The 14679-nt window shown below is 36.7% G+C and carries 19 protein-coding genes; 12 read left to right on the top strand and 7 right to left on the bottom strand.

Annotated features, from left to right (window positions below; translation table 11 throughout):
- Positions 1–161: 161 nt before the first annotated feature.
- The 4 genes from MHI10_RS18900 to MHI10_RS18885 are packed head-to-tail and all read right to left on the bottom strand — an operon-like array spanning position 162 to position 3720.
- Positions 162–1502 (bottom strand): DUF6138 family protein, encoded by a 1341-nt coding sequence (locus MHI10_RS18900; protein WP_340788194.1) that lies wholly within the window; start codon positions 1500–1502, stop codon positions 162–164.
- 14 nt (positions 1503–1516) lie between these two features.
- A complete protein-coding gene (locus MHI10_RS18895) occupies positions 1517–2062 on the bottom strand; it encodes a DUF6985 domain-containing protein (protein WP_340788191.1) in 546 nt (181 codons plus the stop codon).
- A gap of 42 nt (positions 2063–2104) precedes the next feature.
- A complete protein-coding gene (locus tag MHI10_RS18890) occupies positions 2105–3151 on the bottom strand; it encodes an ankyrin repeat domain-containing protein (RefSeq protein WP_340788189.1) in 1047 nt (348 codons plus the stop codon).
- A 23-nt stretch (positions 3152–3174) separates the two neighbouring features.
- Positions 3175–3720: a CbrC family protein gene (locus tag MHI10_RS18885; RefSeq protein ID WP_340788187.1), complete on the bottom strand. Its 546-nt coding sequence runs from the start codon at positions 3718–3720 to the stop codon at positions 3175–3177.
- A gap of 319 nt (positions 3721–4039) precedes the next feature.
- Here MHI10_RS18885 and MHI10_RS18880 point away from each other — a divergent pair, with 319 nt between their 5' ends.
- The 4 genes from MHI10_RS18880 to MHI10_RS18865 all read left to right on the top strand — a co-directional run bounded on the left by MHI10_RS18880 (position 4040) and on the right by MHI10_RS18865 (position 6438).
- The gene (locus MHI10_RS18880; RefSeq protein WP_340788186.1) at positions 4040–4540 is read left to right on the top strand and encodes an RNA polymerase sigma factor; all 501 of its coding nucleotides are present in this window, start codon (positions 4040–4042) and stop codon (positions 4538–4540) included.
- Complete coding sequence (locus MHI10_RS18875) at positions 4527–5276, top strand: hypothetical protein (RefSeq protein WP_340788184.1); 750 nt, start codon at positions 4527–4529, stop codon at positions 5274–5276. The genes MHI10_RS18880 and MHI10_RS18875 overlap by 14 nt, the downstream gene beginning before the upstream one ends.
- Before the next feature lie 87 nt (positions 5277–5363).
- The gene (locus MHI10_RS18870; RefSeq protein ID WP_340788181.1) at positions 5364–5720 is read left to right on the top strand and encodes an ASCH domain-containing protein; all 357 of its coding nucleotides are present in this window, start codon (positions 5364–5366) and stop codon (positions 5718–5720) included.
- A gap of 214 nt (positions 5721–5934) precedes the next feature.
- Positions 5935–6438: a DUF2165 family protein gene (locus MHI10_RS18865; RefSeq protein WP_340788178.1), complete on the top strand. Its 504-nt coding sequence runs from the start codon at positions 5935–5937 to the stop codon at positions 6436–6438.
- Between the two features lie 328 nt (positions 6439–6766).
- Here MHI10_RS18865 and MHI10_RS18860 read toward each other — a convergent pair whose 3' ends face one another.
- Positions 6767–6925 carry a DUF1540 domain-containing protein gene (locus MHI10_RS18860; protein ID WP_340788176.1) on the bottom strand — a complete coding sequence of 53 codons (159 nt, stop codon included), beginning with the start codon at positions 6923–6925 and terminating at the stop codon, positions 6767–6769.
- Positions 6926–7374: 449 nt separating this feature from the next.
- Between MHI10_RS18860 and MHI10_RS18855 the strand changes: the two genes are divergently transcribed.
- The 8 genes from MHI10_RS18855 to MHI10_RS18820 all read left to right on the top strand — a co-directional run bounded on the left by MHI10_RS18855 (position 7375) and on the right by MHI10_RS18820 (position 13112).
- Positions 7375–7677, top strand: a complete 303-nt coding sequence (locus MHI10_RS18855) for an urease subunit gamma (RefSeq protein WP_340788174.1) — start codon at positions 7375–7377, stop codon at positions 7675–7677.
- 17 nt (positions 7678–7694) lie between these two features.
- Positions 7695–8018, top strand: coding sequence for an urease subunit beta (gene ureB, locus MHI10_RS18850; protein WP_340788171.1), 324 nt, complete (start codon positions 7695–7697; stop codon positions 8016–8018).
- On the top strand, positions 8015–9727 hold the full coding sequence (gene ureC, locus MHI10_RS18845; RefSeq protein ID WP_340788170.1) for an urease subunit alpha: 1713 nt from the start codon (positions 8015–8017) through the stop codon (positions 9725–9727). Before ureB ends, ureC begins: the two co-directional genes overlap by 4 nt.
- Positions 9728–9737: 10 nt before the next feature.
- Positions 9738–10193, top strand: a complete 456-nt coding sequence (gene ureE, locus MHI10_RS18840) for an urease accessory protein UreE (protein ID WP_340788168.1) — start codon at positions 9738–9740, stop codon at positions 10191–10193.
- Positions 10186–10872 carry an urease accessory protein UreF gene (locus MHI10_RS18835; protein WP_340788167.1) on the top strand — a complete coding sequence of 229 codons (687 nt, stop codon included), beginning with the start codon at positions 10186–10188 and terminating at the stop codon, positions 10870–10872. The genes ureE and MHI10_RS18835 overlap by 8 nt, the downstream gene beginning before the upstream one ends.
- Before the next feature lie 220 nt (positions 10873–11092).
- Entirely contained in the window at positions 11093–11704 is a 612-nt protein-coding gene (ureG, locus tag MHI10_RS18830; RefSeq protein ID WP_057984751.1) for an urease accessory protein UreG, read from the top strand.
- Between the two features lies 1 nt (position 11705).
- Complete coding sequence (locus tag MHI10_RS18825) at positions 11706–12530, top strand: urease accessory protein UreD (protein ID WP_340788161.1); 825 nt, start codon at positions 11706–11708, stop codon at positions 12528–12530.
- A 102-nt stretch (positions 12531–12632) separates the two neighbouring features.
- Complete coding sequence (locus MHI10_RS18820) at positions 12633–13112, top strand: hypothetical protein (RefSeq protein ID WP_340788160.1); 480 nt, start codon at positions 12633–12635, stop codon at positions 13110–13112.
- A gap of 42 nt (positions 13113–13154) precedes the next feature.
- On the opposite strand, the gene MHI10_RS18815 is transcribed toward MHI10_RS18820, so the two are convergent.
- The gene (locus MHI10_RS18815; protein ID WP_340788158.1) at positions 13155–13760 is read right to left on the bottom strand and encodes an ABC transporter ATP-binding protein; all 606 of its coding nucleotides are present in this window, start codon (positions 13758–13760) and stop codon (positions 13155–13157) included.
- Positions 13750–14673 carry an ABC transporter ATP-binding protein gene (locus MHI10_RS18810; protein ID WP_340788155.1) on the bottom strand — a complete coding sequence of 308 codons (924 nt, stop codon included), beginning with the start codon at positions 14671–14673 and terminating at the stop codon, positions 13750–13752. Before MHI10_RS18810 ends, MHI10_RS18815 begins: the two co-directional genes overlap by 11 nt.
- Between the last annotated feature and the right edge of the window lie 6 nt (positions 14674–14679).

Genomic DNA, 14679 nt, shown 5'->3' with positions numbered 1-14679 from the left:
TTTCTTATTTACTTTTTTGAAGCAGTAAATGCTAAGTTCAATTTGATTGATTAATAAAATGGCTGTGCCGAAATATCCAATTCTCATTGGAATTTTCGGTACAGCTTTTTGAATTGTAGCTAATTTGAAGAGGTGCCGTTATATCCAAGTTTGATAAAAGTCTACTGCAATATCTCCCGGTAAAGTGGCTTTAATTCCTCTGGCGCGCTGTCAATTACCATCTCAGCTAGCTTACTAAAACAAACGCCCCAAATAGCATAAATGACATTTTGCCAGACGTAATCAATCATACCGTCAAGATCATCTTTCCACGCATCTTTTTGGCTTTCGCTTAAATAGTCCACAAAATTATTTTTGCATGACAGCAGCAGTTCTAAAGTAGCTTTGTCATTCATTTTTTCTTCAAAAATCGTGTGTGGTTCATGTTCTTGAACAGAAAGCACGCAACTTATGAAAATTGGAAGTGTTTCATAAGTAAAACCAAATTTTTTAATGAATTCTGGTGTGAAAGCTGTTTGGATAGATGAATGTTCATCATCACAAGTATCCATATATGTTTGTACTAAAGGCCAATATTCTGAGGAAATTAATCCTAGCCCTAACACGGCAAATGTGGAAGGCATCGCACAATTTTCATCTTCTAAATCCGTATACCATGAATAGGTTCTCATCGATTTTTCAGCGTACACTTCAATTTTCGGATGCAGTTCTGGATACGCAAGTGCATTGGCAAAAAAATGATGAACAGGCGCATCCGGTAAATTTTCAATTGGTAAGCATTCATTTACAGAGCTTGAAAATTGAATTTGATAACTTCTTGGGAAATCTAAATCGAGTAACTGATTCATAAAATCCAAGGAATTCTCATAGGCATTCAAGTTTTCATTCTTAATTTTAATATCAATTATGGCAAAAGCGTCATTCGCAAAACAATCCACATCAATGTCAAGATAAGAACACTCGTTTAAAGAAAGATCACCCGAACCATTTTCTCGAAGATTCGCGACTTTGCTTGATCCAGTTGCTTCCACCAAGTTATAAAGTCGCTCGGCTGAAATCGAATCAAAATCAGCGCCAAACTTCATATAACAAACAGCGACATAGCAAACAAAATCGAGCAACTCCTCACGAATATATGATGGCTCTATTCCTTCTATTAAAGAATATGTAGTTTCCCAATTTTTCTTTTCTGTAGTGAAATTGGGCTTTTGAATATTATCTTCTATCCAAACTTGCAAAGTGTAACGAATCGGTTCGAACCCAATATTCTGGCGTATTTTTTCACAAAAAGCTCTTGATTCCGCATAACTAAATGGCATTTTTAGTTGATGATTTAAGTAAAATTGTAAGGCAGCATCAGCTAAAATACTTTCCCCCGTAGATAACTTAATTGTAGTAGGGTACTCCTTAATAAACTTACAGCGATCTGTTTGAATTTCAGTAATGGCTTGTTGAAAGACCGCTTCATGCGTAGTGAAATTAGAAGATTTTAAGTACTCCATTTTCATCCCATCCTTTATTGTTCGTGTTTTTCTAAATCATTTTGTGCTATCCACGATAAAAAAGCTGTGTCTGCTCCACCGATTTCAACAATGCGGTCTTTGTAAAGCATGGCGCCAAAAGCATGTTCGTCATCCCATGTACAAGAAAAGATACAACCGATATATGGGTGGTCATCTTTTGATACATCCAAAATATACATTGTTAATGGTGAAAGTAAGGATGCGAAATCTTGAATACGTGAAACATCGGGCATATATTCGTTTTTTTCATCTTCGTCATAGCCGTATTGCGCTTGCATGTTAGGATATTGATTCAGAAGTTCATTCAAAATGGCATGCAGCATGTTCGTTTGATTTTGATGGATATAGTTATAACCATTCAAATGTTCAGGTAATAAATCTTCAAAATTAATATTTTCTTCAAGCATTATGGATAAACAGATGGCATTCTCTTTATTAAAAAAAGCATTCCATTCATTTAATAAAATCTCACCTTCTAAAAAGTCCTCATCGATGTCAAAATCCTCTAGATGAATTGTTTTAGAATTAATTTCTTCCATAGAATCTCAGCTCCATTCAAAAATTCTTTACTTCTTTTATAACTAAAAATAATTGTCAATTGCTTTGTACGGGTCTGTAATGAACTGTTTGAATGATCCAATTTCGTGTAACTCTAAATGTTCGACATCATAAAAATACAGTTTCCTTTTAGATGGATGCCAAAGAATTAATAAATCGGAATAATTATCTATAACTTTGCTTATTTGAATAAACTTTTTCCTCTTTATTTGATATGAAAAAGTATTTATTGCTGGTAGAAACTCAATGAATGAAATGTGAAGATCATTTTCGGGAAGTTTGACATTTAATTGATCGCTTTGAAGAAAGGAAATCATTTCTGCAGACATATTGGCCTTTCTTAATTCGTACAATTTATTTTCTAAATTATGATATTCATCAGGCTCTAGCGATTTTAAATGCTCTGCAATTGCTACTTTATTTTCTATAACAGCAACTGTATAGGGGCGTTCGCCATTTTTATTAGGCTTCTTAAAATCAGCACCGTGCTCTATTAAATGCGTCACTAAATCTGAAGAATGATTATATCTAATGGCTACTTCAAGTGGCGTCGGTCCCCACGGAAAAACCATATTAGGCTCGTTGTAATTAATATCTACCTGATTTTCAAGAAAGAAATCAACTGCCTTTTTATTGAATTTAGATACAACGTTTCTAAATGCAGAGCCACCATATTTTTCAACGGAAAGCCCAAATGATTTGACGAGTTCTAACTTATTGAATTGCCTACTATGAACGGCTGCATCATAAGCATTTGTTTTTAGATGATTATGCAAATGAATTTTTGCCCCATGCTCCACTAAATATTTTACATCCGATTCACTTAAATGTTGCACAGCTGCTACAAATGCAGGGCAACCTTTGTCATTTAAGTTTGCCCCATGCTCCACGAACCAACGAACGGCTTTTGTTGCTTTACTATCAATAGCAAATATTAGTGGTAATTCAGGAGTATAGTCTGCTTCATAACAACGGATTTTTTCATTAATATTCCAACCATTTGATTTGTAATTTTCTAGAATCGTTATATCATTATTTTTTATCGCTGTTACGAGTTTCTTATCAAACATATGTATAGCTCCCTTTAAATAATTTATGCACAATCTGCATATAAGCAATATTTCCCGCATTCTAAACATTGGAATAAATAACCTTGTAAATCACCGTCATTTGTTAAATAGAGCTTTAAATCTTCTAACGTCATTTCAGTGAAGTTTTCTATTTCACTATCAATCCCTCTTTCAACTAACTCCGCCCAACCTACATAGCCAATAAACTTACAATAATCCGTACAATGTGCAAACCAGTCATTCCCTTGCCAGCTCACATAACCTGGTGTTCGATGTAAAATTTCATCTACAAATGACTCATCTACTACTTGCTCATCATTAAATAAATCGGATTGAAATGTACCATCATACTTTTTCGCTGCTTTCCCACTACTTATACAATTTGGGCAAAGATACTCGACAGATGCAATCGCATATAGTCCACTTTCAATGTAAACTTCCACTTCTTGTTCACAACAATCACAAACTACTTTTTTATCAATTTTAAAAATACCCGATTTAATGGGATTCTCTAAATACTTAAATTTAGGTAATGTTAATTCTAATTCTTCAAGTGTTTTTTTACACATATTAAATTCTCCTTTACCTCGTTAGTTCTCTAGTGAAATGTATCTTAAAGATTAAAGCGTAGTTTTCTAGAAATTCAATAAATTAACAATGTGGTGTAAAATAAAAGCGAAAATTTAAATATCGTAATTGTTAATGAGACTAGCCATGATAAGAGTTTTCGCTATTTACTTTAAGTTTATCAAATTGATTTAAGCATGACTATATTTTGGAATTAAATTTCCAAAGGTAACCGCATTAAAGCGTAATAAAATTATTTTACATAAAACCTCACCAAATGGGAATTTCAAGTGTGTTATTAGTGAGAGGAGTTGATGGAAGGTGCAACAATTAGTTTGGTCGCCGGAACGAAATATAGAACGAGTTGTTGATACATATGGAAATATGTTATTTAGACTATGTCTCGTTATTCTGTGTAATGAACAGGATGCAGAGGATGTTGTACAAGACACATTCATAAAATATTTAACGAAATCCCCGATATTTAATGACTATGAACATGAGAAAGCATGGTTAATTACGATTACTACGAACCGCTGTAAAAATATGAGAAGGTATAATTTTATTCGGAAGCATATGGATATTAGTGAATTGCAGCTATATTGTCAGGATGAAGAAAACTATGGTTTGCTTGATGATTTGATGAAATTAACAGATAAACATAAGTTTGTACTATTACTATATTATGTCGAGGGTTACAAAGTAGATGAAATCGCAAAAATTCTTAGCATTACTTCCTCAGCTGTAAAAAAACGATTACAGCGTGGGAGAGAACTGATTCGAGGTCGATATGAAGAGGAGAATGAATATGGACTCAGGTAAAATGAAAGCTGCCGTTAAATCGATTGAAATGTCAAAAGCAATGGAAGACCGTGTGAAAGCGAACTGCAAAAACGTGGAAATGGCGAAAAAGAAGCAATTTTATTTTAAAAGTTGGATTTCTGTTGCGTGTGCATTTGGAATCGTTATGTTAATGATAATTGGCATTCCTTTTTTCAAAAACAGTGGGGACCTGCAAGCCGCAAATTTTACATTTACAGCTTATGCAGACCGCAATGATGATGCTCAGAACTATGCTAATCTTTCAGAGGAAAAAGCTATATTCGAATTAGCAACTGAAAATCGACTAAATGGTTTAAGTGGTGTAGGGGGAGACGGTGCTAATTTCATTTTTACAAATGTTATGTTAAAACTAACTGGAGAAAACATCGAATCCATTACTTATACGATGAACAAAGGGAAGTTTATAGAGGATGTTACTCTTACAATAGAAGAGAAGAATAACAGAGACCAGTTAGTATTAGACAAAATCTATATTCTTACCCGTGAGCCTAGTTCAGATATATATCAGGGAATAAAGGAAATCGGTAAAACCTACACAGTTCCGTATAATGAACAAAATCAATATGCCTATTCACTCGCACTTCCGCATGATGATTGGGTAGTAGAGGATGACATAATCATCAGTGCAATTGTAAAATATACAGACGGCAAAATGGAACAACAAGATATTATTGTGAAGCAGGAGTCCGATTCGATATCACTAATGCTTAAATAAACGATGGACGAAAAAAGCGAATTTCCAGAGGGAGTTCATTTATTCATCTGTTAAAAAGATTAATAAAGACTTACATAATGTAGGGAGTTGGGGAATGTAATCGTACATCAAATGGGGCTATACGGAGAATATTTTAACGCAATTAAAGAAGGCAAAAAGACGGTTGAGGTACGTTTAAACGATGAGAAGAGGAGAGCAATTAAAATAGGGGATACAATTGAATTCATAAAAGTACCTGAACAAAATGAAGCATTACAAGTACACGTTATAAATTTGAGGAAGTACGATACATTTGAAGAGATGTATGAAAATATTCTGTTTCAAGATTTTGATTGTGAAGGTTGGTCTATGAAGGAAATGGTAGAAGGAACCTATGAAATTTATACACCTGAACAAGAAAAACGATGGGGCGCATTGGCGATTACAATAAAGTACTTAAAATAAATAGCATTATGAAAAAGAGCGAGTTCCCAATGATGGAGTTCGTTCTTTTTTTTATTGGTTTAAATCCTAAGCATTAAAGGTAAAACTAATGAAAGGATTAAAAAAGCTAAGCAATTTTTCAAGAAGAGTTTTGCGGAGAATTTTAAGGATCTTTGGAAATCTGAAATTTGGATAGCTTACATCGGTAAAAAATCATTACGGAAGGTGGTATTATATGAATACGATTGCGTTGAGATTGTTAAAAATAGTTGTACTATTACTTGCGGGGCTCTTTGGGCTATTTGTATTCGCGGGAAATTTAATGGATTATAATTCAAATTATGAATTTGTGCATCATGTACTATCAATGGATACAACTTTTGAAGGAAATGCCTTAATGTGGCGTGCGATTGAAAGCTCGACTCTATATACGATTGCCTATTGGGGATTAATTATAGCAGAGGGGACTTTTAGTTTACTTGCTTTCATCGGTGTATATCATATGTTAAAAAATATTCGAGCAACGGGAAGTCAATTTAACCGAGCTAAATCATTTGGATTTTATGCATTTATGCTTGGCTTTGCGATTTGGTATTTAGGCTTTATCGTAATTGGTAGCGAATGGTTTGCAATGTGGCAATCTCAAATTTGGAATGGCAAAGAGACGGCAATGGATATTACGATTGTGTGGATTGGATTTGCTATCTTATTGGCATTAAAGGATGAAGATTTAACTTGATTCAGCAAAATCAAGTTAAGGCCCCGGTGGATGTCACAGATTTTTAAGGAGGTCTGCGTGATGCAGGTCAGTTAGCCGTTGTCGCATGGACGCGACGAACTTAGGCTAACATCCCTAGTGAGCGAGCTCAAAAAAATACTTTTCACTATGTGAGAAAAAACATAGCTGTGCCGAAAAACCAATTTTCATTGGACGATTCAGCACAGTTTTTTTGTATTGCAGTTAATGTTCTGAAATGTTTTGTACTTAAAATAACTTCTTTATCAAAATTCCTTTGTTACTAAAATGCTAAAAAAGGGTAACCATAATTATGATTACCCTAAGAAGGTTAGTGCTCTGTTGGAGTAAATGTTTTACAATCTGTTTCTTCGCTATTGGATGCAGAGTCTCCTTTTTGACTAACAACATAAATAGCCTCTGCTGTGCATTTGTTACCTGTACCCCAATGCGTACAGTTATTCACTTCACAAAGAATTTCTTGAGCCATAGTGTCACACCTCCTCTTTTGTTATTCTTAACAAATTTGGATGAGTTAATACTATAAACATGTAACAGTGGGCATGCTAGCTTTGTAGGGGATTTTCAAGGGATTTTTATTATTTTATAAAAATGACTAAAAAGGACCATAGTAAAAGTTGTATATAACAAGTGGATTTCATACATGTGTAAGTAGATTTTTGACAGTTTAAAAATGGAAAATTAGTGGAGGATTATATGTAACTTCTTGACTATAATAAAAGCTTTAATATCAAAATTCTGTACATTGCGTTAAACTTTTCCTTCATTTATACTTGTGTTAAAATTCTATAGGAAGGTTAAAGTATTGGGCTTTTAGAGAGGATAAGTAAAGGTTAATTTATTTGTTTCGGTAAATAAAACCCCCTTTCTTCCAAATGTAAAGAATTTTATTTTGAAATTTAGTAGGAGGAACGAACTATGCATTTATTGCCGCGAGAAATTGATAAGCTAATGATAGTGGTTGCAGCAGACCTTGCAAGACGCCGGAAAGACAGAGGATTAAAGTTAAACCATCCAGAAGCTGTCGCCCTCATCACATATGAGGTAATGGAAGGGGCAAGGGACGGAAAAACTGTTGCCGAACTAATGGAATATGGAGCTTCTATTTTGACGCAAGATGATGTGATGGAAGGTATACCTGCAATGATTAATGATATTCAGGTTGAAGCTACTTTCCCAGATGGGACGAAATTGGTGACGGTTCATAGCCCAATACGATAAATAGGAGGGATCGCTAAGTGTTACCAGGTGAATATATTTTAAAAGAAGAAGACATTATTTGTAACGAGGGTAGTGTTGTTTCTACTATCTCAGTTACAAATACAGGTGACCGCCCAATCCAGGTAGGATCACATTTTCATTTTTATGAAGTAAATGATGCACTCCAATTTGATAGAAAAGAAGCTTACGGTAAGCGTTTAAATGTACCAGCCGGAGCAGCTGTTCGTTTTGAACCAGGAGATGAAAAAGAAATACAGCTAATTGATTTTGCTGGAGAACGTCGTATTTATGGATTCAACAATAAAGTCGACGGTAAATTAGAAAGTGGGGATGAAGTATGAGTTTTAGAATGTCCCGAAAGCAATACGCTGAAATGTACGGACCAACAACAGGTGACTCTGTCCGCCTTGCAGATACAGAGTTATTTATTCAAATAGAAAAAGATTACACTTCATATGGAGAAGAGGTAGTCTTTGGTGGCGGGAAAGTTATTCGTGATGGTATGGGGCAACATCCACTTGCAACACGTGAAGATGGTGTACCTGATACAGTTATAACAAACGTCATTATTTTAGATTATACAGGCATTTGTAAAGCCGATTTAGCCCTTCGCGATGGCAAGATTTTTGGCATTGGTAAAGGCGGTAATCCATTAATTACAGATAATGTAGATTTCATTATTGGTACATCAACAGAAATCATTGCTGGTGAAGGCCTAATTGTAACTGCTGGAGCAATCGATACACATGTTCACTTTATTAATCCAGAACAAGTACAAGTAGCACTAACAGCTGGTACAACAACATTAATCGGTGGTGGAACAGGTCCTGCAGCAGGTTCTAAGGCTACTACTGTTACACCGGGTGAGTGGAATATTCACCGCATGTTAGAAGCGGCTGAAGGTCTTCCGATTAATATTGGTTTTACAGGTAAAGGACATGCCGCATCTGTTGAACCTTTAATCGAGCAAGTAAAAGCAGGTGTCATCGGTTTAAAAGTCCATGAAGATTGGGGAGCTACTGGTTCATCTCTTGACTATGCATTACAAGTTGCAGATGAATACGATATTCAGGTGGCATTACACGCAGATACATTAAATGAAAGCGGCTTTATGGAAAATACGATGGCAGCAGTAAAAGATCGCGTTCTTCATATGTACCATACTGAAGGAGCGGGCGGAGGACATGCACCTGATCTAATCAAATCAGCGGGTTACTCGAACATTTTACCATCATCAACGAATCCAACGCTTCCTTATACAGTAAATACAATTGATGAACACCTTGATATGGTTATGGTTTGCCATCATTTAAATCCTTCTGTACCGGAAGACATCGCTTTTGCTGATTCTCGAATTAGAAGAGAAACAATTGCTGCGGAAGATATCCTTCATGACATGGGTGTATTTAGTATGGTGAGCTCCGATTCCCAAGCAATGGGTCGTGTAGGGGAAGTCACGTTACGCACATGGCAAGTTGCCGATAAAATGAAGAAACAAAGAGGGCCATTAGAAGGGGATAGTCAATATGCTGACAACAACCGAGCTAAGCGCTATGTTGCTAAATACACGATTAACCCAGCTATTACGCACGGTATTTCGAAATATGTAGGCTCTATTGAAGTTGGAAAAATGGCCGATTTAGTTCTTTGGAATCCGAAGTTCTTCGGTGTGAAGCCAGAAATGGTCCTAAAAAATGGTCTTGCAGTTACTGGGTTGATGGGTGATGGCAATGCATCTATCCCAACACCACAGCCTTATATTTATCGTCCAATGTACGCTCAATTTGGGAAAGCATTGGCGAAAAGTTCTGTTACATTCATTTCTCAAGCAGCATATGATGCAGGTGTCCATGAAAAATTGGGACTTCAAAAGACAGTTTTACCAGTTGGTGGCATTCGAACACTTACGAAAAAAGATATGAAATTAAATGCTGAAACGCCTAATATTACGGTTGATCCGCAAACATACGAAGTAAAAGTAAATGGAGAGTTGCTGACATGTGACCCGGTTGATACGGTACCTATGGGGCAGCGTTACTTCCTATTCTGAGGTGAATATATTGATAATAGAGAAAATTGTCACAAACATTGAACAAATGAATTCAAATGAAATAAAAAAACGCCATATGGAAAAAGTTTATTTGGAAAGCGCCCATTTAATGAAGCGAATTCAACGTGTTAAAACAGATCACGGTAATGAACTGGGCATTCGCTTAAAAGAGCATAAAGATCTTGTTGCAGGCGATGTTTTATACATGGATGAAAAAAATATGATCGTCGTTGATGTACTTTCAGATGATTTAATTGTAATCAGTCCTAGAGACATTAAGGAAATGGGGACAATCGCTCACCAATTAGGTAACCGCCATCTTCCTGCGCAATTTGAGGACAATGATATGTTAGTTCAGTATGACTATTTAGTTGAAGAATTACTGCAACAAATGGAAATTCCATATAAACGAGAAGATCGAAAAGTGAAACAAGCCTTCCGTCATATAGGCCATAGTCATGACTAATAACATTCTCTCTTTGTTTCAACTATGCGACTCGAACCTTCCTACAGGCGCTTTCAGCCATTCTTTTGGCTTGGAGAGCTATATACAGGAAGATAAAGTACATGATCAAGAGTCATTTTTTCAATGGCTTAAAGTTTATTTACATGAGCAGCTCATCTATACAGATGGGCTAGCTTCTCGCCTTGTTTATGAAGCACTTACGGAAGGCGATATTGAACAAATATGGCACTTGGATCGCTTATTAACGGTCCAAAACTTGCCGCGAGAGACGCGAGAAGGGACTCAAATGATTGGTGATCGTATGTTAAAACTTACTGAATCACTATACGAGCTACCGATTCTCACGCAATACAGAGCGGAAATTAAGAAAAAGAATGCATTTGGTCATCCAGCTATCGTATTTACAATAGTAGCTCATGGGCTTGCGGTAGAAAAACAGGATACAATCCGCTACTATTTGTATTCTTCTATTTCTAGTCAAATTCAAAATGCAGTTCGTGCGATTCCTCTTGGACAAACAGCTGGACAAAAAATTACGCATAATTTCATACCAGAATTAAACGCGGCAGTAGACAAAATTATGCAACTATCGAAAGAGGATTTCGGTATTGTATCACCAGGAATTGAGCTGTCACAAATGCAACATGAACGTGTAAATATTCGAATATTTATGTCGTAAATCAATCAATTACGCCTTGGCGTAATTGCGTCCAGATTTTTTTTCGAGCTCGCTCGAAAAACTCCCCTAAAAAATCTGTGACATCCGCTGGGGCTTAACTTAATTCAGCTAGGGGTGAATCCCCACTGAATAGAATTGCAAATTCGGAATTCACCCCCAACTTATAGATGTAGGGGACTTCTGCTGAATTTAGTTAAAGAAATGTAAAGGACGTGTTCTAATGGAACCAATAAGAATTGGTGTTGGAGGACCTGTTGGAGCAGGTAAAACAATGCTCGTAGAAAAATTAACTCGCCATCTTCAAGATGAAATCAAAATGGCAGTTGTTACAAATGATATTTATACAAAAGAAGATGCAAAGTTTTTAATACAGAATGGTGTTCTGCCTGAGGACCGAATTATTGGTGTTGAAACAGGTGGTTGCCCTCACACTGCTATTCGTGAAGATGCTTCTATGAACTTTGCTGCAATTGATGAATTAGTTGAGCGTCATCCTGATGTGGAGCTAATCTTTGTAGAGAGTGGCGGAGATAATCTTGCGGCTACATTTAGTCCGGAGCTAGTTGATTTTTCTATTTATATTATCGACGTTGCGCAAGGGGAAAAAATTCCTCGTAAAGGTGGACAAGGGATGATTAAGTCTGACTTATTTATCATTAATAAGACAGATCTTGCTCCTTATGTTGGTGCGAGCCTTGAAGTAATGGCAGAGGATACGAAAGTATTCCGCGGTAATAAACCTTTCGTATTTACAAACTTAAAAAATGATGATGGTCTTCCTGAAGTAATTGAATGGATTAAGCAGCACGCTTTATTAAAAGGATTAGATTAATATGAATAATTGGACTGGCTCATTATCTCTGGACCTTGAAGATCGAAAAGGAAAGACGGTCGCTAAAAGAGTTTATTTTCAAGGCGCACTCAAAGTGATGCGACCGATTTACTTGGACGATTCTGGGCAAGTTTGCTATTATCTTCTAAATCCCGGTGGTGGTTATTTAGATGGAGATCGATACAAACTGGAGTTCACTGCAGATGAAGGGGCGAAAGTTACATTAACTACGCAATCTGCAACAAAAGTATATAAAACACCAAAAAGCCATGCCTATCAAGAAACAACCATTCATTTAAAAAAAGACAGTTATTTAGAATACCTACCAGATCCTCTCATTGCTTATGAAAATGCACATTACAAGCAAAAAAATATAGTGCATATGGATCGTGGTGCGACGTTTCTCTCAACGGATATTTTGACACCTGGGTGGTCGCCAAGTGGTGGGAAATTTAGTTATGATACGATTCAGTTAGTTAGCGAGATTTATGTAGACGGACAAATTGGTGTGTTCGACCATATTAAGTTAGTACCGAAACAACAATCAGTGTCGGGATTAGGATTTATGGAAGGATATACGCATTTAGGTTCGATGCTTGTAGTTAGTGAATATACAAATAATGCGCTTATTGATGAATTGTACGAAGTGATTCAACAGGAACAAGCAGAGTTTAAAGCGGGTATATCGAAGCTAGCAGTATCAGGTTTTAGCATACGTATTCTTGCAAACTCTACCCAAGTCATCGAGCGCATTTTAAATAATTGCCATAAATTGATTAGTGAAAAATGGTTAAATCGCACACCAAATTCTTTACGAAAATATTAAACTTGTTTTAATATGAGTTCAAATCCTGGCTGATTAGTGGAACACTGTCTAAGAACGCCAAGGCTTAATTGATATAGAAACTTTCATGAGAGGGGAAAACGTATGCCTGATAATAATAATGCAAAACCCAAACTTGAAGATTTTGAAGTTGAAACCGTGTTTGAGGACCGTGTTCATGAACGACTTGCATTTACGTTTAAAGTTGAAGGAAATGAGTTCAAGGGGCATTTTCATGAAGATGAGATTTTATGGCTCCATCCTCATCCGAAACAATTAATCGATGAAAGCAAAGTAGATTCAATAGAAGCAATGATTCAATTAACGATGAGACAACACGGCATTTCAAAAGAGATTAAAGACCTTGAACTAAAACCGGCATTCGAAGACCGGATTCATGAGCGCCAGCAATTTACTTTGCAAGTGCAAGGTGATGAGTACAAAGGATTTGTCCATGAGGGAGAAATTCAGTGGTTCCATCCGCAACCTCATCAAAAGCATGAAGAGGATATTATAACGGCGATAGAATCTGAAATTCATGAAAAGGTAGCAGAACAAGAACCAAGTAGTAAAGAAGAAAACTAAATACGATAAAAAGGAGGCCTCTAATTAAAGAAGCCTCCTTTTTTAATCGAATTGATTGAAATCGATCACACGATGACAAAGTCTTTGCATAAGCTTCGATTCATGTGTGATAACAAGTACACCCATTTCTCTCTTTTTGGCGATTTCCATAATGGCATGCCAAATTTGCGCTTGTGTGTTTGCATCGAGCATTGTCGTCATTTCATCAGCAATTAAAAAACGCGTATTCGGTCCTAATGCTCTAGCGACACAAAAGCGCTGTAATTCGCCCCCAGATAACTCGTGTGGCCAACGAGTTAACCATTCTTGCTCAATTCCTAATAAGTCTAATAATTCCTGATCTGGTTGATATCCTTCGTTAAGAATTTTATGCATTTTCCATTTTGGATTAATCGCTTTTTCAGGATGCTGAAGAACCATTTGAACAGGATGATAGCCATTTTTCGGTAACGGAGTACCATTAACATGCACGGCGCCTTCAATCGGTGACTCAAAACCTGCTAATATTCGGCAAAATGTCGTTTTTCCACGCCCACTTGGACCAGTAATCCCAACAATTTCACCGGGTTGTAGCGTAATATTAACACCTTGGAATAACCATGGTCCATCCCCGTAACGGAAACCAATGTCCTTTGCTTCAAGTTGCATGAATACACCTCACCATTCCATCTCTTAGTTCTCGCATCTCAGGTGGTGCTTGCTGACATTCAGGCGTTGCCATTTCACAACGAGGTGCAAACAAACAACCTGGTGGCAATGAGCTTGGATGTGGTTGCGAACCGGGAATTGGGACAAATTCATTTTGAGGTAATGCTCTCCATAATGCCTTCGTATAAGGATGTCGTATCGCTTCTCCTTTTCCTAAAAAGTCTTTTACAGAAGCGATTTCTACCGTCGTTCCGGCATAAAATACAGCGATTTTATCTGCAATTTGAAGAGCTGACTCAATATCATGCGTGATTAACATGACCGCGCATCCATTATCAGCAAATTCCCGAAAGTTATTTAATGCTTCTTTAATGACTACCGGATCGAGTCCTGGCGTCGGTTCATCCGCAATAATTACTTTCGCGCCACTTACCATAGCGGTTGATAAAAGCGTCCTTCTCGCCATACCACCTGAAAGTTGAAATGGATACATCCTTTCCACTTCTTTGCCAAGATGATAACGTTCAAAAACTTTGCGTTGCGCTGCTACAGTATCTTCGCTATTTGCAGCGGTACGAACTTGGCTCCCTACACGCATTAGTGGGTCTAAAAAGTTGACGGATTGTGGTACAAGCGCCAGTTCCTTACCTCTTAATGTAGCTAAACGAGCTGCTGTTAGTTCCTCACCTTTATACTTGATGGAGCCACTTATACTTGCGTTGCTAGGGAGAATTCCAAGAATGGCATGTGCAAGCAAACTTTTCCCAGATCCACTCGCACCAACAACCGCTAGAATTTCACCAGCTTCGATCGCGACACTTAAACTTGATATCACTTTATGATTCATTTCTTTAAATCCATCTGTATATTGTTTAAAAGATACAGATAAATTTTCTACTTCAAGAATAGACATTCGTTC

Source organism: Solibacillus sp. FSL K6-1523, assembly GCF_038005225.1.
Lineage (GTDB): Bacteria > Bacillota > Bacilli > Bacillales_A > Planococcaceae > Solibacillus.
The sequence above is the reverse complement of the archived record's forward strand: the minus strand, read 5'-3'. Positions and strand labels throughout refer to the sequence as shown.

Coding starts and splice junctions, on each gene's coding strand:
- MHI10_RS18820 (WP_340788160.1), top strand. CDS start 12,633: ATGCCTGATAATAATAATGCAAAACCCAAACTTGAAGATTTTGAAGTT.
- MHI10_RS18810 (WP_340788155.1), bottom strand. CDS start 14,673: ATGTCTATTCTTGAAGTAGAAAATTTATCTGTATCTTTTAAACAATAT.
- MHI10_RS18825 (WP_340788161.1), top strand. CDS start 11,706: ATGAATAATTGGACTGGCTCATTATCTCTGGACCTTGAAGATCGAAAA.
- MHI10_RS18865 (WP_340788178.1), top strand. CDS start 5,935: ATGAATACGATTGCGTTGAGATTGTTAAAAATAGTTGTACTATTACTT.
- MHI10_RS18900 (WP_340788194.1), bottom strand. CDS start 1,502: ATGGAGTACTTAAAATCTTCTAATTTCACTACGCATGAAGCGGTCTTT.
- MHI10_RS18815 (WP_340788158.1), bottom strand. CDS start 13,760: ATGCAACTTGAAGCAAAGGACATTGGTTTCCGTTACGGGGATGGACCA.
- MHI10_RS18835 (WP_340788167.1), top strand. CDS start 10,186: ATGACTAATAACATTCTCTCTTTGTTTCAACTATGCGACTCGAACCTT.
- MHI10_RS18855 (WP_340788174.1), top strand. CDS start 7,375: ATGCATTTATTGCCGCGAGAAATTGATAAGCTAATGATAGTGGTTGCA.
- MHI10_RS18885 (WP_340788187.1), bottom strand. CDS start 3,720: ATGTGTAAAAAAACACTTGAAGAATTAGAATTAACATTACCTAAATTT.
- ureC (WP_340788170.1), top strand. CDS start 8,015: ATGAGTTTTAGAATGTCCCGAAAGCAATACGCTGAAATGTACGGACCA.
- MHI10_RS18895 (WP_340788191.1), bottom strand. CDS start 2,062: ATGGAAGAAATTAATTCTAAAACAATTCATCTAGAGGATTTTGACATC.
- ureG (WP_057984751.1), top strand. CDS start 11,093: ATGGAACCAATAAGAATTGGTGTTGGAGGACCTGTTGGAGCAGGTAAA.
- MHI10_RS18860 (WP_340788176.1), bottom strand. CDS start 6,925: ATGGCTCAAGAAATTCTTTGTGAAGTGAATAACTGTACGCATTGGGGT.
- MHI10_RS18890 (WP_340788189.1), bottom strand. CDS start 3,151: ATGTTTGATAAGAAACTCGTAACAGCGATAAAAAATAATGATATAACG.
- MHI10_RS18875 (WP_340788184.1), top strand. CDS start 4,527: ATGGACTCAGGTAAAATGAAAGCTGCCGTTAAATCGATTGAAATGTCA.